This window comes from Pseudomonas sp. Irchel s3h9, assembly GCF_900187475.1.
GTDB classification, from domain to species: domain Bacteria; phylum Pseudomonadota; class Gammaproteobacteria; order Pseudomonadales; family Pseudomonadaceae; genus Aquipseudomonas; species Aquipseudomonas neuropathica.
In genome coordinates this window covers 42831-61736 of record NZ_FYDH01000022.1, presented here as the reverse complement: position 1 = coordinate 61736, position 18906 = coordinate 42831, and the positions used below count along the sequence as shown (strand labels likewise).

Here is an 18906-nt window from a genome sequence, read left to right as displayed (position 1 = left end):
TTAACTCTTTGATTTATAACGATTATTTTATTTTCAAATGCTGGCACAATCGCTGCAACCTCCTCTGCATGCTTGCCATTCAAGTGCATACGGAGCTGAAAGACATGAGCCTGATCCAAGAAAAATTTACCTCCCTGTTCTCCAACTTCGACGTCACCACTGCGCCACGTCCCGATGGCGGGATCCTGCTGACCCTGCGCAGCAGCGACGGCAAAGTGTTCAAACGCGCACTGACTTATCAACAACTGCATGCCGGCGACCAACTGTCGTGGGCGATCAGTGCAATTCGTCGTGACCTGGCAGAACAAGCCAGTGAGTTGCCGCAAATTGCCATGCTGCAGAGCCAGCAGCGTTTTGCTCTGCCGACATATCACTCGCTGTAATTTTTAAAGCGCATTAAACAAAACAGGCCGTGGAGCTTTCGCTTCACGGCCTGTTTTTTGTGGCTTATGCAAAACCTGTGGGAGCGAGCCTGCTCGCGAATAGGGTGTGTCAGCCACTGAAAATGCTGGCTGAACGCACGCTTTCGCGAGCAGGCTCGCTCCCACACTAGATCGGTGAGGTCAGAAGGCTTCGGGTTCTATTCCGGTGAACGTGTCGACGGTGATATGGCTGCCCAGCTCCCCGCCTTCGCGGGCTAGGCCGCAGGTTTGCAGGCCTGCCGACTGAGCGGCGTCGAGTTCTTCAACAATGTCCGAGAGAAACAGGATCTCCCCCGGTTCAACGCCGATGGCTTTCTGAATATTGGTGTAGGACTGCGCCTCACGCTTGGGCCCTGAAGTCGTGTCGAAATAACCACTGAACAACGGCGTCAGATCCCCCGCCTCCGAGCAGCCGAAAATCAGTTTCTGCGCCTGAATCGAACCCGACGAGTACACAAATAGTTGATAACCGGCAGCATGCCAGCGCTGCAGCGCTTCAACGGCATCCGGGTAAACATGCCCCTTCAATTGCCCGGCGTGATAACCCTGCGCCCAGACCATGCCTTGCAAGGCCTTGAGCGGCGTGGCTTTGCGATCTTCCTCGATCCAGCTCAAGAGAATTTCAACAACCCGTTCAACATCGGCCTGCGGCGCATTGCTGTCACGGCGCACGGCCTCCAGTTGCTCGGCCACATCGGGGCGCTCGGCGTTCTGGCGGACAAATTCCGGCAGGTGTTTAGCGGCAAACGGAAACAGCACGTCGAAGACGAAACTCACCGCGCTGGTAGTGCCTTCGATGTCCGTAACAATGGCTTTGATCGACATCGAATCAGTCCTCCAGACGCGGGAAGCGGCCGGCGATGTCTTCGCCGGTGAAATTGGCAACCCAGCCTTCAGGGTTGTTGAACAGACGGATCGCGACAAAGTGCGGATGCTCGCCCATGTCGAACCAGTGCTTGGTGCCGGCCGGCACCGAGATCAAATCGTTCTTTTCGCAGAGTACGGCGTAGACGTAATCATCGATGTGCAAGGTAAACAACCCACGGCCGGCGACGAAAAATCTGACTTCGTCTTCGCCATGGCGATGCTCTTCGAGAAACTTGGCGCGCAGCTCGGCTTTTTGCGGGTGATCGCTGTTCAGGCTAATCACGTCGACGGTGATGTAACCGCGCTCGGTCATCAGTTGGTCGATCTGCTCTTTATAGACGCTGATCACTTCTTCCTGGGTGGCACCGGGCTGGATCTTTGCGGCGGCTTGCCAGCGGTCGAAGCGCACGCCCTGCTCGGCCAGGGTCGAGGCGATGTCTTCAAAGTGGGTCAGCACCTTGTTCGGAATCTCAGGGCTTGAGACGTGATAGACGGACAGGCTGCTCATTGGGGCAATTCCTCGGTATCGGCCTTGCCGTCCGGTTCTTGCAGACCGGTCGGGCACAGCATTTCATCAGGCAAATGGGCTACTTCTGGTGAAGTCAGCCTTGGCGGTTCATGACGCTGCGGGTTTTCAACTCGCATTCAAACAGAAATTCAAAGGCCTCGATCTGCCGCAGCGCGTCGTTCATCTGCGCGCCCCAGGTGTAGAGGCCGTGGCCGCGAATCAGGTAACCGACACAATCAGGATGGGCGTCGAGCCAAGGCTGCACCTTGGCGGCGAGGCGCGCAATGTCCTGATCGTTGTCGAAAATCGGCACGCGCACCCGCGATTCGTGGGTCGAGATGCCACTGAAGGCTTTTTGCAGCTCGTAGTCTTCGAACTCGATAAAGTCTTGCGGAGTCAGGCGCGACAGCACCGTGGCATTGACCGAATGGGTGTGCAGCACTGCGCCGATCTCCGGCCGCCAGCTATACAGCTGGGTGTGCAGCAGGGTTTCGGCGGACGGCTTTTTGCCCGGTTCCAGGCTATTGCCGGAAAGGTCGGTGGCGAGCACATCGTCCACACTCAACTGGCCCTTGTGCTTGCCCGACACGGTCAGCAGCGCTTCGCTTGGCGAGAGGCGCGTCGAATAGTTGCTGCTGGTGGCCGGCGACCAGCCGCGACCATAAAGAAAGCGCCCGGCATCGACGATTTGCTGGGCGAGTTGTTCACGCGTAAGGCTCATGGCCTGTCCTCTTGCATACGTGTGGCAATGATAACGGCAGCAGCGAGCGCCGCGAGACTGGCAATACTAAAGGTCAATGTCGCGCCGAGGGCATTCCAGCTGTAGCCGGAATACAACGCGCCCATGGCGCCGCCGGTGCCGGCCAGTGCGGCGTACAGCGCCTGGCCCTGCCCTTGCTGGCGCGCGCCGAAGCTACGTTGCACGAAAGCGATGGCAGCGGCGTGAAAACTGCCGAAGGTCGCCGCGTGAAGCACCTGCGCAAACAACAGCACCCACAAGAACTCGGCGAACGAACCTAGCAGCAACCAGCGCAGCGCCGCCAGCAGAAAACTTGCCATCAGCACCCGGCGCAGGGAAAACCGCGCAAGAATCCGGCTCATCGCCATGAACATCAGCACTTCGGCAACGACACCCACGGCCCAGAGCATGCCGATGGTGCCGCGGGTGTAGCCGAGGCGTTCAAGGTGCAAGGTCAGAAAGGTGTAATACGGGCCGTGGCTCAATTGCATCAGCGCCACGCAGCCATAGAACGCCAGCACGCCGGGGTTGCGCAGTTGCTTGAGAAAGCCCTCCCCGCTCGGCCGATTGCCTTGCGGCGGTTGCGCGTTCGGCACCCACAAGCTGCTGAGGACGATGCCAGCCATGATCAGCACCAGCGCCGCCGGGTAGATATCGAGGCTGAGCCATTCGAACAATCGGCCAAGCGCGACCACGGTGATGATGAAACCGATCGAGCCCCATAAGCGGATTTGGCTGTAGCGCGAGGTCTGCCCCTGCAAATGCGCCAGGGTGATGACTTCGAACTGCGGCAGCACCGCGTGCCAGAAGAACGCGTGCAGCGCCATGACCATCGCCAGCCAGGCGTAGGTTTTGCTGACGAAAATCAACGAAAAAGTCAGCAGCGTACACACCGCGCCGAAGCGCACGATGGCCAGGCGTTTGCCGGTGTAATCGCCGAGCCAGCCCCAGATGTTCGGCGCCACACAGCGCATCAGCATCGGGATCGCGACCAGCTCACCGATCCGCGCGGGACTGAAGCCGAGGTGGTCGAAGTACAGCGCCAGAAACGGCGCTGTCGACCCGAGCAAGGCGAAATAGAACAGATAGAAACTGGACAGCCGCCAGTAAGGGAGCGCCGTCACGGTTATGCCGCGACGGCTTCAGAGCCCGCCATCAAAGCTGGCTCAGCACCGGGGTGCTCACGCGCACATCGGCGTTCTGGCCACGGTGACGCAGCAAGTGATCCATCAGCACGATGGCCATCATCGCTTCGGCAATCGGCGTGGCGCGGATGCCGACGCACGGGTCGTGACGGCCCTTGGTGATCACGTCCACAGGGTTGCCGTGGATATCGATCGAACGGCCCGGGGTGGTGATGCTCGACGTCGGCTTCAAGGCCAGATGCGCAACGATCGGCTGACCGGACGAAATACCACCGAGGATGCCGCCCGCGTTGTTGCTGAGGAAACCTTCCGGGGTCATTTCATCGCGGTGCTCGGTGCCGCGCTGGGCAACCGAGGCAAAACCGGCGCCGATTTCCACGCCTTTCACCGCGTTGATGCTCATCAGTGCGTGGGCCAGTTCAGCATCGAGGCGATCGAAGATCGGCTCGCCCAGACCCGGCATCACGCCTTCGGCAACGACAGTGATCTTCGCCCCAACCGAGTCTTGATCGCGACGCAATTGATCCATGTAGGCCTCAAGCTCCGGCACTTTGTCCGGGTCCGGGCAGAAGAAAGCGTTCTCTTCCACCGAATCCCAGGTCTTGAACGGGATTTCGATCGGGCCGAGCTGGCTCATGTAGCCACGAATGACGATGCCTTGGGTGGCCAGGTATTTCTTCGCAATCGCACCGGCCGCCACGCGCATCGCGGTTTCGCGCGCCGAGCTGCGACCACCGCCACGGTAGTCGCGCTCGCCGTATTTGTGGTGGTAGGTGTAGTCGGCGTGGGCTGGGCGGAACAGATCCTTGATCGCCGAGTAGTCCTTGGACTTCTGGTCGGTGTTGCGGATCAGCAGGCCGATCGAGCAACCGGTGGTGCGGCCTTCGAATACGCCAGAGAGGATTTCGACTTCGTCGGCTTCCTGACGCTGGGTGGTGTGGCGGCTGGTGCCTGGCTTGCGGCGATCGAGGTCGCGCTGCAGGTCTTCGAGGGAGATCTCCAGGCCCGGCGGGCAGCCGTCGACAATGGCGACCAACGCCGGACCATGGCTCTCGCCAGCGGTGGTGACAGTGAACAACTTGCCGTAGGTATTGCCGGACATGCAGGACGCTCCGTGAAATCAAACCCAAATTCGTGATGCGCGCCAGTATACGCAGGCTAACCGAGTAGTTCATCCTCGAACCTTAGTGGTGCTGGCGAGTCCAACCGGCACCTTGGCGAATGATGGCGTGATGATGCTGCGAGTTTTGATCTTGAGTCTTACCCTCTTTGCGGGCTTTGCCCAAGCGACGGTCCTACAACGCCCGGTCACTTTGGATACCGGCACCGGCGAACTTTTCGGTTCGCTGCTGCTGCCAAAATCTGACAACCCGGTGCCGGTTGTCCTGATTATTTCTGGCTCCGGTCCTACGGATCGCGACGGAAACAACCCCGACGGCGGGCGCAACGACAGCCTCAAGCGCCTGGCGTGGGTGCTGGCCAAACACAATATCGCCAGTGTGCGTTACGACAAGCGCGGTGTTGCGACGAGCCTGGCGGCGACGCCGGATGAGCGCAATTTGTCGGTGGAGGCCTACGCGGCGGACGCGGTGGCATGGGGGCAGAAGCTCAAGACTGACCCGCGTTTCGGCAAGCTGATCCTGCTCGGCCACAGTGAAGGCGCGCTGATTGCCAGCCTCGCCGCGCCGAAAGTGGATGCCGCTGCGGTGATTTCTCTGTCCGGCAGCGCGCGCCCGGTCGATCAGGTGATCCGCGAGCAATTGGCTCGCAGCCTCCCACCTCCGTTGATGCTACGCAGCAATGAATTGCTCGACAGCCTCAAGGCCGGCCAGACTGACGACAATGTGCCGCAACCGCTGCAGGTGATTTTCCGTCCGAGCGTGCAGCCGTATCTGATTTCGCTGTTCCGTCAGGATCCCGCGAAAGCCTTCGCGCAATTGAAGATGCCGGCGCTGATCGTCCAGGGCAGCAACGACATGCAGGTCGGCGTTGGCGATGCGCGGGCGCTGAAAGCCGCCAAACCCGACGCCGAACTGGCGGTGATCGACGGCATGAACCACGTCATGCGCATCGTCCACAACGATATGAAGCGGCAATTGGCTTCGTACAAGGATCCGAATTTGCCACTGGCGGCGGAACTTGGCGCGAAGATCATCGAGTTTATTGACGGACTTCGCACCCGTTAAGCGCGGTTTACCCTCTAGTCCTGCAAAAAACGGCCGATAAGCCTTTGTCGCCAGCGCAACGGCTGGCGACAAGCAGGGCTTGGACAGGATCTCGCCGTTATGACTGATACCCCGACTTCACCCGACACCACCGCTGAAAAAGACGCACCGCCAGCGGTCGAGCTGCCGTGGGCGGATGTCCACGTCGAGCACCACAAGATGCTCCGCCTGGCCCCATTGCAGACCGACCGCAACACTGGCGGCCGCCCCTTGCGCTTCGTCGAATTCGGCTATGCCGAGCGCAACAGCAAAGAAAAAAGCCTGATGCGCATGACGATCAAGCTGCCCGGCCAGCGTGTGCGCAAAGAGCAGAATCAGCTGGACGTGTGGGTCGATCACACGACCAAACGTGTGCACTTCGGCCCCGACAGTGGCTTGCAGATCGAACCAATGAACCGTGGCATCGGCCGTTACATGGCCGCGCAAGGCATCAATTGGGCGAAAAAGCGCTGGCCGACCTACACCGTTGACGGCATGGACTTGAACAACAAGGACGCGCTGAACGAAGACACCCGTCTGCGTCGCGATCATTTCCTGCGGGTGCATGGTTTTGATGTGGTGTACGCCGATGCCCAGCACTTGAAGGGCAGCGTCAAGGATGTATTGGTCGGCGATTTGCTCGGCGACTGGAACAGCGAAAAGCTGCAGATCGTCGAGATTCTTGAAGCGGCACAGATGCTGCAGCAGGCCGAACAGAATCTGGCTGAGCAGGAAGTGAAGCTGAAGAAACAGGAAGAGAAGGTCAGCAAGTTCAAGCGTGAAGACGCCGGGCTGCGTTTCACCATTACCTGTCTGGTGGCGTTTGCGGTGTTTCAGGCGGGGCTGTTGATCTGGATTGCTACGCACCGGTAGATCAAAAGATCGCAGCCTTCGGCAGCTCCTACATTGGAATGCGGTAATCCCTGTAGGAGCTGCCGAAGGCTGCGATCTTTTGCTTTTAACGGGTCAGACGCGGGCAGCGAACAGCGCCTGATGATCGCGACACTGCTCCGCCGTCAACATGAACACGCCATGCCCGCCACGCTCGAATTCGAGCCAGGCGAAATCGACTTCCGGGTACAACGCGTCAACGTGTACCTGGCTGTTGCCCACCTCGACAATCAACAACCCCTTCTCGGTCAGATGATCGGCCGCTTCAGCGAGCATGCGTCGCACCAGGTTCAAGCCATCGTCGCCACACGCCAGGCCCAGCTCCGGTTCATGCTGATATTCGTCCGGCATGTCGGCGAAATCTTCCGCATCCACGTAAGGCGGGTTCGACACGATCAGGTCGAAACGCTGGCCCGGCAAGCCATCAAACCCATCGCCCTGCACGGTATAGACGCGCTCATCGACGCCATGGCGCTCGATGTTCTGGTTGGCCACTTCCAGCGCTTCGAACGACAGATCGGCCAGCACCACTTCGGCGTTCTGAAACTCGTAGGCACAGGCGATACCGATGCAACCGGAACCGGTGCACAGGTCGAGAATCCGCGCAGGCTCGCTGCCGATCCACGGGGCGAAACGGTTTTCGATCAGTTCGCCAATCGGCGAGCGCGGGATCAACACACGCTCATCGACGATGAACGACATGCCGCAGAACCATGCCTCACCCAACAGGTAAGCGGTCGGAATGCGCTCTTCGATACGGCGCTTGAGCAAACGCTGCAAATTGACCAGCTCGTCGTCTTCCAGCGCGCAATCGAGGTAGCTGTCGGCGATTTCCCAAGGCAGGTGCAAAGCTCCCAGCACAAGCTGCCGCGCTTCGTCCCAGGCATTGTCGGTGCCATGGCCGAAAAACAGATCCTCCCCATGGAAGCGGCTGACGGCCCAACGAATATGGTCGCGCAGGGTACGAAGTCGGGAAGTGATCACGGGGCAGAACTCCAGAAAAAACGACTGGCGATTCTAGCAGCCAAAACGCGCGACGACGACGCAGGAAAAACATCGCACCGACGGTAGGAGTTTTCTGTTTTTTGCATCGGCTATTGAACAGAACGTGTAACTTGACAAGGCTGCAGGCCAATAACGACGGTGCCTACGATGGTAGCGATTCACAGAACCGCTCAGCCAGAGGACAATGTCGCAAAAGCCCCACCCCAAGGAGCCCCAGAATGTCCGTTCCAAAAACGATGTTTCAACTCAGCGGTCGCGGTTACGCAGCGGCCACACTGAGCCATGCCACCGTGGTCATCATCGATGCCCAGAAAGAATATCTCAGTGGCCCGCTGGCCCTGAGCGGCATGGACGCGGCCGTCGCAAACATCAAGCAAGTGGTTGCCGCAGCCCGTGCAGCCGGTCGGCCGATCGTGCACGTGCGTCACCTCGGCACCGTCGGCGGCCTGTTCGACCCGCAGGGCGAACGCGGCGAATTCATCCCTGGCCTCGAGCCACAGGGCGATGAAACCATTATCGGCAAACTGCTGCCGAGCGCGTTCCACGGCACCGAGTTGCTGGACCGTTTGCAAAACCTTGGCTCACTGGACCTGATCGTCTGCGGTTTCATGAGCCACTCCAGTGTCAGCACCACCGTACGTGCGGCGAAGAATCTGGGTTTCCGCTGCACTCTGGTCGAAGACGCCTGCGCCACCCGCGACCTGCCATTCAAGGGCCGAGTGCTCAGCGCCGCCGTGGTGCAGGAAGCCGAAATGGCGATCATGGCGGACAATTTCGCCACGCTCGCGTTGACTCAAGACCTGATCTGATCGGCTCTGATGGGCGGCTCGCGGCGCCGCTCATCTGCAAAATCCTCTCATTTGCCGCAAATGCCATAGCCTCAGGAACAACCCGGTCAACTCCCGGTCGAAGGGCCGATACCCATTGAGGAAGGTCGGAATGAAGTTATCCGATGGATTTGACGCACGCCGCTTGCGGCCCAAAGGCCAAAGCAACTGGCGTTTTCGATTCGGCGCGGCGATTGCCGCCATTCTGGCGACGTTCGGTGTGCTGCTGGCGATGGCCGGGGCCGCCAGCCTGCTCGGGCGCCCGCCAGCGCTCGGTGATTTGAATGCCACGCCGATGGGTTCGGCGATCATTCTGGCAGTCGGCTTGCTGTTTCTGTATTTCGGTGTCGCCCTGTGGCGTCGTTGCCGGCGTCGCGCCCGGCAATCGCGGGAACTGAACATGTCCCCGCACCTGATGAAAAAACACGACTGAATCACCGGCCTGGCTTTTTGCCGGGCCGTTTTGTTTCGACTTGGGTAAACTGGCCGCCCTTCGCGGAGGCTGACATGCAAGACGACGATTTTTCCCTGTTCAAAAGTGCGATCCAAGGCGTCAAGCCGATCAAGCACGACCGCGCCGACACCGGCAAACCCAAGGCTGACCGCGCACAGATCGCCAAGCTGCGCCAGTCCGCCACCGTGCGCACCGACACTGCTACCGTGGATGGCCTTTCCGACCAGTTCGTGATCGACGTCGGCCCGGAAGACGAGTTGATGTGGTCCCGTGACGGCGTGCAGGAAAGTCAGATGCGCAAGCTCAAGGTCGGCCAGATCCCGTTCGAAGGCAGCCTCGACCTGCACGGCATGAGCGTGGAAAAGGCCCGCGAAACCCTCTGGGCCTTTCTTGCAGAAGCGACTAAATTCGAAATCCGCTGCGTACGCGTCACCCACGGCAAGGCTGTGCGCCTGGACGGCAAGCGGCCGATGATCAAAAGCCACGTCAACACTTGGTTGCGCCAGCATACCCAAGTGCTCGGATTCTGCTCATGCCAGGCGAAACACGGCGGTGCCGGCGCGGTTTACGTGATGCTCAAACGCACCATGATGGAAGGCCGCGACGAATAATCGCGTTACACCGAACTTGCAGGGTTGTGTCCGCCACCGTACCCTTGCCCTTTGCGAAAATCCCCACAGGTAGTTTCATGTCCCTGGAACAGAATTACACCGCGATTCTCGGCCAATTGGGCGAGGACGTGTCCCGCGAGGGCCTGCTCGACACGCCAAAACGTGCCGCCAAAGCCATGCAGTACCTCTGCCGCGGTTATGAACAGACGCTCGAAGAGGTCACCAACGGTGCCCTGTTCAGCTCCGACAACAGCGAAATGGTGCTGGTCAAGGACATCGAGTTGTACTCGTTGTGCGAACACCACCTGCTGCCGTTCATCGGCAAGGCGCATGTTGCGTACATCCCGAGCGGCAAAGTGCTGGGCCTGTCTAAGGTCGCGCGGATCGTCGACATGTACGCCCGTCGCCTGCAGATCCAGGAAAACCTCAGCCGTCAGATCGCCGATGCAGTGATGCAAGTCACCGGCGCGCTGGGCGTAGCCGTGGTGATTGAGGCCAAGCACATGTGCATGATGATGCGCGGTGTCGAGAAGCAGAATTCGTCGATGATCACTTCGGTGATGCTCGGTGAGTTCCGCGAAAACGCAGCGACCCGCAGCGAATTCCTCAGCCTCATCAAGTAATTCGTTGCGCGAAGAAAACCGGCATTCATCGCCGGTTTTTTTTCGTCCGTGAAAAATCGGGTAAGCTGCGCGCCTTTCTCAATTTGCACCGTGAGGCTTTAAACGTGTTCGTCAAAGCGCTTCGTGTCGGCCTCGGCCAACTGGTTATCTTCATCGACTTCATCACCCGCCCGGGCAAGAAACAGCGTCCTGCCGAAACTCAGGCCCAGGTCAACGCCGCCGCACAAGGCCTGACCCTGTATCAGTTCCATGCCTGCCCGTTCTGCGTGAAAACCCGCCGCACACTGCGTCGCCTGAATGTACCGGTGGCGCTGAAGGATGCGAAGAACAACGAGCAGGATCGTCAGACGCTGCTGGATCAGGGTGGCCGGATCAAGGTGCCTTGCCTGCGCATTGAAGAGAATGGCCAGACAACCTGGATGTATGAGTCCAAGGTGATTATTGATTATCTGGATAAGCGGTTTGCCGCTGTCTGATGATTATGTTGTGGGTTGATTGACGCCTTCGCGAGCAGGCTCGCTCCCACCCTTTGGAATGCATTTCCACTGTGGGAGTGAGCCTGCTCGCGAAGGGACCCTCTCAGCCACCGCAAATCCCAGACAAAAATAAACCGGCCCTCGAGCCGGTTTATTGTTTTCAGGCCGCTTTCTCTAGCAGCGCCTGGCGCACCACCGCCGCCAATCGCTTGAGCCCTTCATCCAGTCGCGCCGGATCAATGTGGCTGAAATTCAAGCGCAAATGCCCATGATGGTTATCCGGATCCGGAAAGAACGGCTCCCCCGGCATAAACGCCACGTCATTGGCCAACGCCTCATTGAGCAACGTTCGCGTATCCAGCGGCTGCTTCAACGTCAGCCAAAAAAACAGCCCGCCCTGCGGCATGTTCCAGTCGGCGAGATCAGAAAAGTGCGTTTCCAGCGCCGTTTGGAAGGCATCGCGCCGTTGCCGATAGAAGCCGCGCAACTCACTCAGATGCTGCAGATACTTGTCGCTGCCGATCCATTGCAGGGCCTGCCACTGACCGATGCGGTTGGTATGCAGATCTGCCGATTGCTTGAGTTTGAGCAGATGCGGGAACAGGTCCGGGCTGGCGATCAAGTAACCGACGCGTAAACCGGGCAACAAGGTTTTCGACACGGTGCCGGTGTAGATCCAGCTCGCCTTCTGCAGACGCCCGGCAATCGGCTTGGCGCTGCCGCCATCGAAAGTCAGCTCGCGGTAGGGTTCGTCCTCGATCAGGGTGACGCCGAATTCGTCGAGCAATGCCGCTACGGCTGCACGCTTGGCTTCGCTGTAACGCACGGCGGACGGATTCTGGAACGTCGGGATCAGGTAAATGAACGCTGGCCGGTGCTGTTCGAGACGACTGCGCAATTGCGCCAGATTCGGGCCGTCGGCTTCTTGCGGCACGGTCAGGCAATCGGCGCCGAATAGCTGGAAAATCTGCAATGCGGCGAGATAGGTCGGCGCTTCAAGCAGAATTTCCGTGCCCTTGTCGATGTACAGCTTGGCCGCCAGATCGAGGGTTTGCTGCGAGCCGCTGACCACCAGTACCTGACTTGCGGTGCACTCCAGGCCCAGCGCCCTCGCCTCCGCTGCCAATGCTTCGCGCAATGCCGGTTCGCCTTCGCTCATGCCGTATTGGCCGAGTGACAGCGGCATGTCAGCCCACTCGACCTTCGGCAGCATCGCTTCGGCCGGCAAGCCGCCAGCGAACGACATGACCTCCGGGCGCTGGGCGGCGGCAAGGATTTCACGGATCAAAGAGCTTTTAAGGCGCGCGACACGTTCGGAAAAGGCCATGGAAGTCACCGGTAGCGAGGCATGGGAATAATGAGTCAAACTGGTTGACTGAAATTACGACAGCTTGAGCGAGTACGTCAACATGCTTGACCTTAAAAACCCCGCGAGCCAACAACAGGCGATGGAAGCGTTTTTCTTCGGCTATCAGGCCTTCACTGCCAAGGCTGATGAAATGCTCGAGCGCCGTGGGCTGTCGCGGGTACATCAGCGAATTGTGTTTTTCATCGCTCGATACCCGAATTTGAGCGTGAAGGAATTGCTGGGATTGCTTGGCGTGAGCAAGCAGGCCTTGAACATGCCGTTGCGACAGTTACAGGAAATACATCTGGTCGACAGCGTGGCGTCCGAGGCCGACAAGCGAAAGCGTCTGCTGGAGTTGACGGCCGAAGGCGCGAAGTTTGAACAGGCGCTGCGGCGTGAGCAGGTGAAATTGCTGGAGCGAGTGTTTGCCGAGGCTGGCGAGGCGGCGGTGAATGGCTGGCTGGCGGTGAATATGGCGCTGGGGAAAAGTCAGACGGCTCTCGACTGAATGGGACTGCCTCTTCGCGGGCAAGCTCGCACACAGGGGCACGCATTTCAAACGTGGGAGCGAGCCTGCTCGCGAAGGGGCCAGTGCAGGCGATATATCGCTATCGACGGAACTTTCGTAAACAAAACCAAAAACAATATTTGCTTTATTTGTACACAAAAGCATAATCCACAGCGTGCGAGTTCCTGACCGCATGGTCAACAAATTCGCGTATGCCTCAAAGGGCCGCTGCCACCCCTCATGGGTCCGGCCCTGGAAATAACAATAAAACTCTTGAGGAGTACTCGCTGTGGAAAGCCGCAAATCCGAAGCATCGACGCTGGACCTCTCGCCGCCATTACGCAGTGGCTTGCTGGAACGTCTGTTTAAACTCAGCTTGCACGGCACCACGGTGAAGACCGAGCTGATTGCCGGTCTGACAACCTTCATCACCATGGCTTACATCATCTTCGTCAACCCGAACATCATGGCCGATGCCGGGATCGATCACGGTGCAGCCTTCGTCGCCACCTGTATCGCCGCCGCGCTGGGCTGCCTGTTGATGGGCCTGTACGCCAACTGGCCAGTGGGTCTGGCGCCGGGCATGGGCCTCAACGCATTCTTCACTTACACCGTGGTCGGCACCATGGGCTACAACTGGGAAACTGCACTGGGTGCGGTGTTCGTCTCCGGTGTGCTGTTCATGATCCTGACTTTCTCGCGAATTCGCGAGTGGCTGCTGAACAGCATTCCAGTCAGCCTGCGCTTTGCGATGGGTGCCGGTGTCGGTCTGTTCCTTGGCCTGATCGGCTTGAAAACCGCGGGTATCGTCGTCGATAGCCCGGCCACACTGATCAAACTCGGCTCCCTGCGCGAACCTGGCCCACTGCTCGCGGCCATCTGCTTTCTGATGATCGCGATCCTCAGCTACCACCGAGTCTTCGGCGCAATCCTCATCAGCATCATCACCGTGACCCTGGCCGGTTGGGGCCTGGGCATCGTGCACTACGAAGGGATCATGTCGACCCCGCCAAGCCTGGCTCCGACCTTCATGGCCATGAACGTCGCCGGCGTGTTTAACGTCAGCATGATCAGCGTGGTGCTCGCCTTCCTCTTTGTGCACATGTTCGACACCGCCGGCACGCTGATGGGCGTCGCCCAGCGCGCCAATCTGGTGAATGCTGACGGCCGTATCGAAAACCTCTCCCGCGCGATGAAAGCCGACAGTGCATCCAGCGTGTTCGGTGCCGTGGTCGGTGTTCCGCCAGTCACCAGTTACGTAGAAAGTGCCGCTGGCGTAGCCGCTGGTGGTCGGACTGGTCTTACCGCAGTCACCGTAGGTGTGCTATTTATAGCGGCGATGTTCTTCGCACCGCTGGCCGGCATGATTCCCGCTTACGCCACCGCCGGTGCACTGATCTATGTGGCGATGCTGATGATGGGCGGCATGGCCCACATCGAATGGGACGAAGCCACTGACGCGATCCCGGCCATCGTCACCGCGATCATGATGCCACTGACCTTTTCGGTCGCCGACGGCATCGCGCTGGGCTTCATCACCTACGTGGCGTTGAAGGCTGGTACCGGCAAGTACAAGGAAATTTCCGTGAGCCTGTGGGTGCTCTGCGCGATTTTCATCGCCAAGTTCATCTTCCTGTAAGCGTCACGCGGTTCAAGCTTCAACACAGCCTCACCCAATCGGGTGGGGCTTTTGCACATTCTTGAGTACAACAAAAAAAGGAGGAAAGTGATGAGTCTGGAAACCTGGCTGCTGTTCAGCGGCGCTGCATTGGTGGTGATTCTGATTCCGGGGCCACTGTCGTTGTTGATGATCAGCAACAGTCTGAATTATGGGTTGCGCCGTTCTTATCCGGCATTTCTCGGTGGCGTATTCGCCTCTATCTGCCTGCTCAGTGCTTCGGCGTTGGGGCTGGGTGCCTTGTTGCTGGCATCGGAGCAACTGTTCAGTGCCCTGAAAATCGTCGGCGGACTCTATCTGTTCTATCTGGCCTGGCAGAGCTGGCAGCAATCGCGCCAGCCATCGGTCGGCGCCGTCGTGCCACAAGCTGCCGCCGTTCCACGGTTTCGCGCGTTGTTCGGGCGCGCCTTTGTACTGGGCGCCAGCAACCCGAAAGACATCCTGTTCTTCGCCGCTTTCCTGCCGCAATTCCTCAGCGCCGAACAGCCCTTCCTGCCGCAGTTGCTGGTGATGATCGCCACCTGGACTCTGCTGGATCTGCTGTGCAAACTGGCCTACGGACTCGGAGCCCACGGCGCAGCGCGTTACTTGCGCAGTGGCAAAGGACAGAGCTGGTTCAACCGGATCAGTGCCGGCTTGTTCGGAGGCGCCGGCGCGGCATCGTTGCTCAGCAGTCACTGAGACATTTGGATCACAAACTTTTTATTTATCTGTAGCCATCCCTGACTTGAAAAACTCAAGTCAGGGATGGCATTCGCAGCGACCGCTCGTGTTGCTCGCGACATCTCCCCGCCGCAACAACTGCATCCCTCAAGCGCAATACACAGCAACAACCCGTTGATGTACATCGTTCAAAAGGCGACCGTACTATCACGACTCAAATAAATAAAAACCCGCCAGAACAAGGAAGTTCACATGGCCACCCTGATACGTAAAGCGTCATTGGAAACTGCAGAGATCACCGACGCCGTCGTCATCGCCGACATGCGTTTCGAGCGCAATGAACATCATGTTTCGACCATTGATTTCAAACCCGAAACTGATGAAACAACCAGCATCAAAGTAAAAAGCAAAGTCGATCAATTGAAAATAGTCGACTCCGTATTCGGCCCGCTGCAAATCGGCAATATTTCAATAACACGAGTGTCACTTTATGCCTTGGGCGCCACGTTTGACGGCCAACCACTGAGTGGCAAAAGCACCTTTTTCCGGGTACCCAAGCGATCTTTCATCAACGCGTTGCAGTTCAGTGCTGTCGACATTGAACACCATATGAAATCGTCAACAGGCAAGGACAGTTATTTGTTGACGACACTGCTTTTCGAAATGGCCAGCGAACGCCCACTGACGGCCCCTCACCTGATAAGAGAAAGTTCGCAAGCTTCTACAGACGAAGGTAACTACCGTAGCAAATTGGTAAAACTACTGGATTCCGCACAGAAACTGGATCTGTATCACGCAAACCTGCCCAAACATAATCCTCGCTGGGTGTCCCTGGCGAAAAGTTACGCCGCGCTCGGTTCGAGTGTCGGCATCCAAGCTTTCGGCATATTCATGGGTTTACGCGGTGTGGTGGATGCTATCAAAGCAAACAACACCACCGAAGTCGCCATCAACAGCTTGGGTATTGGTACGGAAGTGGGTTCCATTGTTGTTGACATCGCCGTCAGCAAAATTGCGTCGAATATGCTCTCGGCCGGGCAAGGCGCCCTTATGGATTTTGCCAAAACCCGGTTTGCCCTGAGGCTGGGTCGCTCCGGCGGTTTGATCGGCGGCGCACTGACATTGCCGTTCGATATCTTCACCGCTGTCAGATCGATCAATGCCGCTGAAAATGCCGTCGGAAAAGAAGCCATGGACCATTACGTGAGCGCTGGATTGAGTATTACCAGCGCCGCCATGACGATCATCCTCGGTGCGGCAGCGTTGGCAGGCTTTTCATTTGCAGGCCCGGTCGGGCTTGCAGCTGGAGCAATCCTGGCCATCGGATCGCAAATTTATGGCGCGGTACGCGTGGTCGACGACATTGATGACTACATCGAACTGACGCTGGACGAGCGCTGGCGCACAGGCTGGTTTTCGTTCTGCATGATGGACCCTGACCAGGCCGTGCAAAACCGCTATCTGCTGGCAAAAACCAGGCTCCAACACGCGAAACAATTGAAAGAAACAGCCAGAAAACTGTTGGATGGGCAACTAAAGGACACAACCGAAGCCATCGTTAATGGCAAGTTTGAAGTCCACCTCAAACCCTCCCGAGTGCGCAAGCGTAACTGGTGGACCAAACAGGACCGTTGGGAAACGATCCAGGTTCCCGAGATCAAGGGAGGCGATGACATCATTGACGCCCGTAACGGGGTTTCCAAGGATACGCCTGGTGCAGAGTTGGGTACGGTTGGCGAAAACAAGGGCATTCTCTGGTTCATCAGCGAGGGCCAGGACTCAATCAAGGGCGTTGAAAACAAACCCAACAGCTTTCACTACCGATCGGGAAAAAAACAGCTGACCGGGGGTGAGAAAGACGACCGCTTCGTGTTCGAGGGTGCAGGGGATCTGCTTGTACAGGATGCCCAGTTTTCTGAGTATTCAACACTGAAAGGCGGCGCAGGCAACGACACGCTTGTTCTGGCTGGAAGCAATTACACACGCCGCAACGATAGAAAAGGCTATGACGTCGATCTGCTGGCCCAAACCCTGCAGGTAATCGCAACCGATCCGTCTGTAGAAGAGGGTGAAAAATATACTCTCCACAGCCTTCTGGAAAGTATCGAGAATGTTGAAACGGTCAGCGGGGCCATCAGTGTTGTGACCGGTTCGGATAAACGCAACATCATTAATTCGCGCGGCCAGGACACCATCAATGCGGGGCCCGGAAATGATCAAATCCATCTGACGTATCCCGGAGCAACAGCCTCGGGTGAGGCTGGCATTGACGAATACATCATTGACCACAAACCAGGCCGTATTGCCATCATCGAAGACGGCATAGAAGAAAGTATTGTTTTGCTCAACTGGAAATACGAACTGATCGAAAGCTGGGCAATCGAGAATGGCGCGCTGATCATCAGTTCCCGGTTCGCATTTGCGGACGACCCGAAAAGTGTCGTGATCATTCAAGGCCTGTATAAGAAAGACGCGAACAACTTCGTATTGCAGAATAATAAATTCACGTTCATGACCGGCGACGGCTACTCGTTAAAACTGCCTGACGCCCCAGACCTGCCCGACAGCATCGAAAATGGCCACAACCTCGAAATCGAAGTAGTCGTTGTAAAAAAAGGAACACCCGAAAGACCCCTTATCCTCCACGCTCCCGAGTGCCTGATCGATCATCAGCGTGATGCGAGTTACTACCTGCCAAGGTCCAGGAAAAACACGACAATCCGGTTGGTGAAACGTGCCGAAGCGGTGGTTCGTCTGCATCTTGATTACGACATCAGCGAACTGACACAGGTTGAAGCGCACTTCACCTCGGGAGAGAAGAAGTCAAATGGAGAACTTTTTGCGGGATGCGACCTGATTTATCACTTCGGCCACAACACACTGAAATTTGGCTTGTTCGCCTATGCGGAAGGTGGACTTGCCCCCAGAAACATGATCAGGATCTTGCGAACCATGGCCGCACGTCCCAACTACCGGGTCGTGCTCATTTTTAAAGGTGGCGTCACGGTCAATTTGCAACTGACACCGGAAACCGATGTTTGCCCCCTTGAAAGCCATAATCCGAATGATTTTGATACTTGGACGACGCAGCTCTCACTACCACTGCCACGGCGCACAGATCAGACTCCTTTTGAGTTACCTGAAACCAAACCCTTCAAATTCGACAGGGCGGGATGCGGTTCGCTTTTTTCCTATCCCGAGCAAACCTCGATCCAGAATCTTGAAGGTACTGGTTCCACCTACCTGATTCACCTGGTTGCCGATATAGCGATCAGATTGTCTACCCCGGGAGCACTCGCAAACGCCCCTGCCAGACTGCCTTACTCTTCCACCTGGGACCTCGACGCGACGAAACTCGGCAAGGTCGAGATCAGGCTGGAAAATAACCAGCTGCACATCGGCACCTGCATTATTCATTTGCCGGAGTACGAAAGCGAAGACCTGATCGATCAGGTCCGAGTCATTACCGAGAAAGGGGTTGTCCATACCGTCGATCTCTCTTTCGACAGGGTTTACCTGGATGGTCTGGATGCCCGCTTCTTTGAAGACCCCGGCTCGGCAAAAGACTTGCCCGAGGCTTTTGCAGCAATGGCCAATCAAGAGATCAAAGTGAGAAACATCGTGCTCGCCGACAACCGTCCCGAGGCGCTGAGTTACAACTTTCCCGCACACGGCTGGATCCTGCGCAGAGACAAATCTCGCGTTGAATACTCAGCACTGCAAGTGGTCAATCGGTGCAGCCATCAAGAACTCCCCCTCTTTGCACAGCCGCCGTTGATGACTGCTCCCTCTGCTTGACGCGCGCACCCCCGTCAAAAACCGATAACCACGTGCGCACTCCGAAGTGCAGTAACCGAACGTGTCCACAGGGATGCGGACGAGTGCGCCTGAAAAATGCGCTGAGGCACGTGCCCGCGCATCATCACTCAACGAGTAA

19 protein-coding genes are annotated in these 18906 nt (G+C 57.8%); 12 read left to right on the top strand and 7 right to left on the bottom strand.

What is annotated here, in order from left to right:
• The first annotated feature begins 104 nt into the window (after positions 1-104).
• Entirely contained in the window at positions 105-383 is a 279-nt protein-coding gene (locus CKW26_RS27730) for a DUF3509 domain-containing protein (protein WP_008080936.1), read from the top strand.
• A 180-nt stretch (positions 384-563) separates the two neighbouring features.
• Here CKW26_RS27730 and mtnC read toward each other — a convergent pair whose 3' ends face one another.
• The 5 genes from mtnC to aroC form a co-directional block, all read right to left on the bottom strand.
• Positions 564-1247 (bottom strand): acireductone synthase, encoded by a 684-nt coding sequence (mtnC, locus tag CKW26_RS27725; RefSeq protein WP_095050927.1) that lies wholly within the window; start codon positions 1245-1247, stop codon positions 564-566.
• Positions 1248-1251: 4 nt separating this feature from the next.
• Positions 1252-1797, bottom strand: a complete 546-nt coding sequence (locus CKW26_RS27720; protein ID WP_095050926.1) for an acireductone dioxygenase — start codon at positions 1795-1797, stop codon at positions 1252-1254.
• Positions 1798-1891: 94 nt separating this feature from the next.
• Positions 1892-2518, bottom strand: a complete 627-nt coding sequence (locus CKW26_RS27715; protein WP_095050925.1) for a methylthioribulose 1-phosphate dehydratase — start codon at positions 2516-2518, stop codon at positions 1892-1894.
• Positions 2515-3660 (bottom strand): MFS transporter, encoded by a 1146-nt coding sequence (locus CKW26_RS27710; protein WP_095050924.1) that lies wholly within the window; start codon positions 3658-3660, stop codon positions 2515-2517. The genes CKW26_RS27715 and CKW26_RS27710 overlap by 4 nt, the downstream gene beginning before the upstream one ends.
• Before the next feature lie 31 nt (positions 3661-3691).
• Positions 3692-4783, bottom strand: a complete 1092-nt coding sequence (gene aroC, locus CKW26_RS27705) for a chorismate synthase (RefSeq protein WP_095050923.1) — start codon at positions 4781-4783, stop codon at positions 3692-3694.
• Positions 4784-4913: 130 nt separating this feature from the next.
• Between aroC and CKW26_RS27700 the strand changes: the two genes are divergently transcribed.
• Together CKW26_RS27700 and CKW26_RS27695 are read left to right on the top strand one after the other, a co-directional pair.
• Positions 4914-5867 carry an alpha/beta hydrolase gene (locus CKW26_RS27700; protein WP_095050940.1) on the top strand — a complete coding sequence of 318 codons (954 nt, stop codon included), beginning with the start codon at positions 4914-4916 and terminating at the stop codon, positions 5865-5867.
• A 99-nt stretch (positions 5868-5966) separates the two neighbouring features.
• A complete protein-coding gene (locus CKW26_RS27695; RefSeq protein WP_093441710.1) occupies positions 5967-6758 on the top strand; it encodes a hypothetical protein in 792 nt (263 codons plus the stop codon).
• 93 nt (positions 6759-6851) lie between these two features.
• Here the strand turns inward: CKW26_RS27695 and prmB are convergent, their stop codons facing one another.
• Positions 6852-7760, bottom strand: coding sequence for a 50S ribosomal protein L3 N(5)-glutamine methyltransferase (gene prmB / locus CKW26_RS27690; protein WP_095050922.1), 909 nt, complete (start codon positions 7758-7760; stop codon positions 6852-6854).
• A 239-nt stretch (positions 7761-7999) separates the two neighbouring features.
• Here prmB and CKW26_RS27685 point away from each other — a divergent pair, with 239 nt between their 5' ends.
• The 5 genes from CKW26_RS27685 to CKW26_RS27665 all read left to right on the top strand — a co-directional run bounded on the left by CKW26_RS27685 (position 8000) and on the right by CKW26_RS27665 (position 10772).
• Positions 8000-8590 (top strand): cysteine hydrolase family protein, encoded by a 591-nt coding sequence (locus tag CKW26_RS27685; RefSeq protein WP_007914026.1) that lies wholly within the window; start codon positions 8000-8002, stop codon positions 8588-8590.
• Positions 8591-8720: 130 nt separating this feature from the next.
• The gene (locus tag CKW26_RS27680) at positions 8721-9041 is read left to right on the top strand and encodes a hypothetical protein (protein ID WP_007914024.1); all 321 of its coding nucleotides are present in this window, start codon (positions 8721-8723) and stop codon (positions 9039-9041) included.
• A gap of 74 nt (positions 9042-9115) precedes the next feature.
• Positions 9116-9673: a Smr/MutS family protein gene (locus CKW26_RS27675; protein WP_095050921.1), complete on the top strand. Its 558-nt coding sequence runs from the start codon at positions 9116-9118 to the stop codon at positions 9671-9673.
• A gap of 77 nt (positions 9674-9750) precedes the next feature.
• Positions 9751-10296 (top strand): GTP cyclohydrolase I FolE, encoded by a 546-nt coding sequence (gene folE / locus CKW26_RS27670; RefSeq protein ID WP_003442011.1) that lies wholly within the window; start codon positions 9751-9753, stop codon positions 10294-10296.
• A gap of 104 nt (positions 10297-10400) precedes the next feature.
• On the top strand, positions 10401-10772 hold the full coding sequence (locus tag CKW26_RS27665; RefSeq protein WP_093441696.1) for a glutathione S-transferase N-terminal domain-containing protein: 372 nt from the start codon (positions 10401-10403) through the stop codon (positions 10770-10772).
• Positions 10773-10932: 160 nt separating this feature from the next.
• Here the strand turns inward: CKW26_RS27665 and CKW26_RS27660 are convergent, their stop codons facing one another.
• A complete protein-coding gene (locus tag CKW26_RS27660; RefSeq protein ID WP_095050920.1) occupies positions 10933-12099 on the bottom strand; it encodes a PLP-dependent aminotransferase family protein in 1167 nt (388 codons plus the stop codon).
• 82 nt (positions 12100-12181) lie between these two features.
• Here CKW26_RS27660 and CKW26_RS27655 point away from each other — a divergent pair, with 82 nt between their 5' ends.
• The 4 genes from CKW26_RS27655 to CKW26_RS30345 all read left to right on the top strand — a co-directional run bounded on the left by CKW26_RS27655 (position 12182) and on the right by CKW26_RS30345 (position 18767).
• On the top strand, positions 12182-12628 hold the full coding sequence (locus CKW26_RS27655) for a MarR family winged helix-turn-helix transcriptional regulator (protein WP_095050939.1): 447 nt from the start codon (positions 12182-12184) through the stop codon (positions 12626-12628).
• 289 nt (positions 12629-12917) lie between these two features.
• A complete protein-coding gene (locus CKW26_RS27650; RefSeq protein ID WP_007914003.1) occupies positions 12918-14267 on the top strand; it encodes an NCS2 family permease in 1350 nt (449 codons plus the stop codon).
• A 90-nt stretch (positions 14268-14357) separates the two neighbouring features.
• Positions 14358-14987, top strand: a complete 630-nt coding sequence (locus CKW26_RS27645; RefSeq protein WP_038366975.1) for a LysE family translocator — start codon at positions 14358-14360, stop codon at positions 14985-14987.
• Between the two features lie 234 nt (positions 14988-15221).
• Complete coding sequence (locus CKW26_RS30345; protein WP_256579972.1) at positions 15222-18767, top strand: calcium-binding protein; 3546 nt, start codon at positions 15222-15224, stop codon at positions 18765-18767.
• The last annotated feature ends 139 nt before the right edge of the window (positions 18768-18906 follow it).

Bases quoted from the DNA above. Each gene is read 5' to 3' on its own strand.
- CKW26_RS27730 (WP_008080936.1), top strand. From the start codon at position 105: ATGAGCCTGATCCAAGAAAAATTTACCTCCCTGTTCTCCAACTTCGAC.
- mtnC (WP_095050927.1), bottom strand. From the start codon at position 1,247: ATGTCGATCAAAGCCATTGTTACGGACATCGAAGGCACTACCAGCGCG.
- CKW26_RS27720 (WP_095050926.1), bottom strand. From the start codon at position 1,797: ATGAGCAGCCTGTCCGTCTATCACGTCTCAAGCCCTGAGATTCCGAAC.
- CKW26_RS27715 (WP_095050925.1), bottom strand. From the start codon at position 2,518: ATGAGCCTTACGCGTGAACAACTCGCCCAGCAAATCGTCGATGCCGGG.
- aroC (WP_095050923.1), bottom strand. From the start codon at position 4,783: ATGTCCGGCAATACCTACGGCAAGTTGTTCACTGTCACCACCGCTGGC.
- CKW26_RS27700 (WP_095050940.1), top strand. From the start codon at position 4,914: ATGATGCTGCGAGTTTTGATCTTGAGTCTTACCCTCTTTGCGGGCTTT.
- CKW26_RS27695 (WP_093441710.1), top strand. From the start codon at position 5,967: ATGACTGATACCCCGACTTCACCCGACACCACCGCTGAAAAAGACGCA.
- CKW26_RS27685 (WP_007914026.1), top strand. From the start codon at position 8,000: ATGTCCGTTCCAAAAACGATGTTTCAACTCAGCGGTCGCGGTTACGCA.
- CKW26_RS27680 (WP_007914024.1), top strand. From the start codon at position 8,721: ATGAAGTTATCCGATGGATTTGACGCACGCCGCTTGCGGCCCAAAGGC.
- CKW26_RS27675 (WP_095050921.1), top strand. From the start codon at position 9,116: ATGCAAGACGACGATTTTTCCCTGTTCAAAAGTGCGATCCAAGGCGTC.
- folE (WP_003442011.1), top strand. From the start codon at position 9,751: ATGTCCCTGGAACAGAATTACACCGCGATTCTCGGCCAATTGGGCGAG.
- CKW26_RS27660 (WP_095050920.1), bottom strand. From the start codon at position 12,099: ATGGCCTTTTCCGAACGTGTCGCGCGCCTTAAAAGCTCTTTGATCCGT.
- CKW26_RS27655 (WP_095050939.1), top strand. From the start codon at position 12,182: ATGCTTGACCTTAAAAACCCCGCGAGCCAACAACAGGCGATGGAAGCG.
- CKW26_RS27645 (WP_038366975.1), top strand. From the start codon at position 14,358: ATGAGTCTGGAAACCTGGCTGCTGTTCAGCGGCGCTGCATTGGTGGTG.
- CKW26_RS30345 (WP_256579972.1), top strand. From the start codon at position 15,222: ATGGCCACCCTGATACGTAAAGCGTCATTGGAAACTGCAGAGATCACC.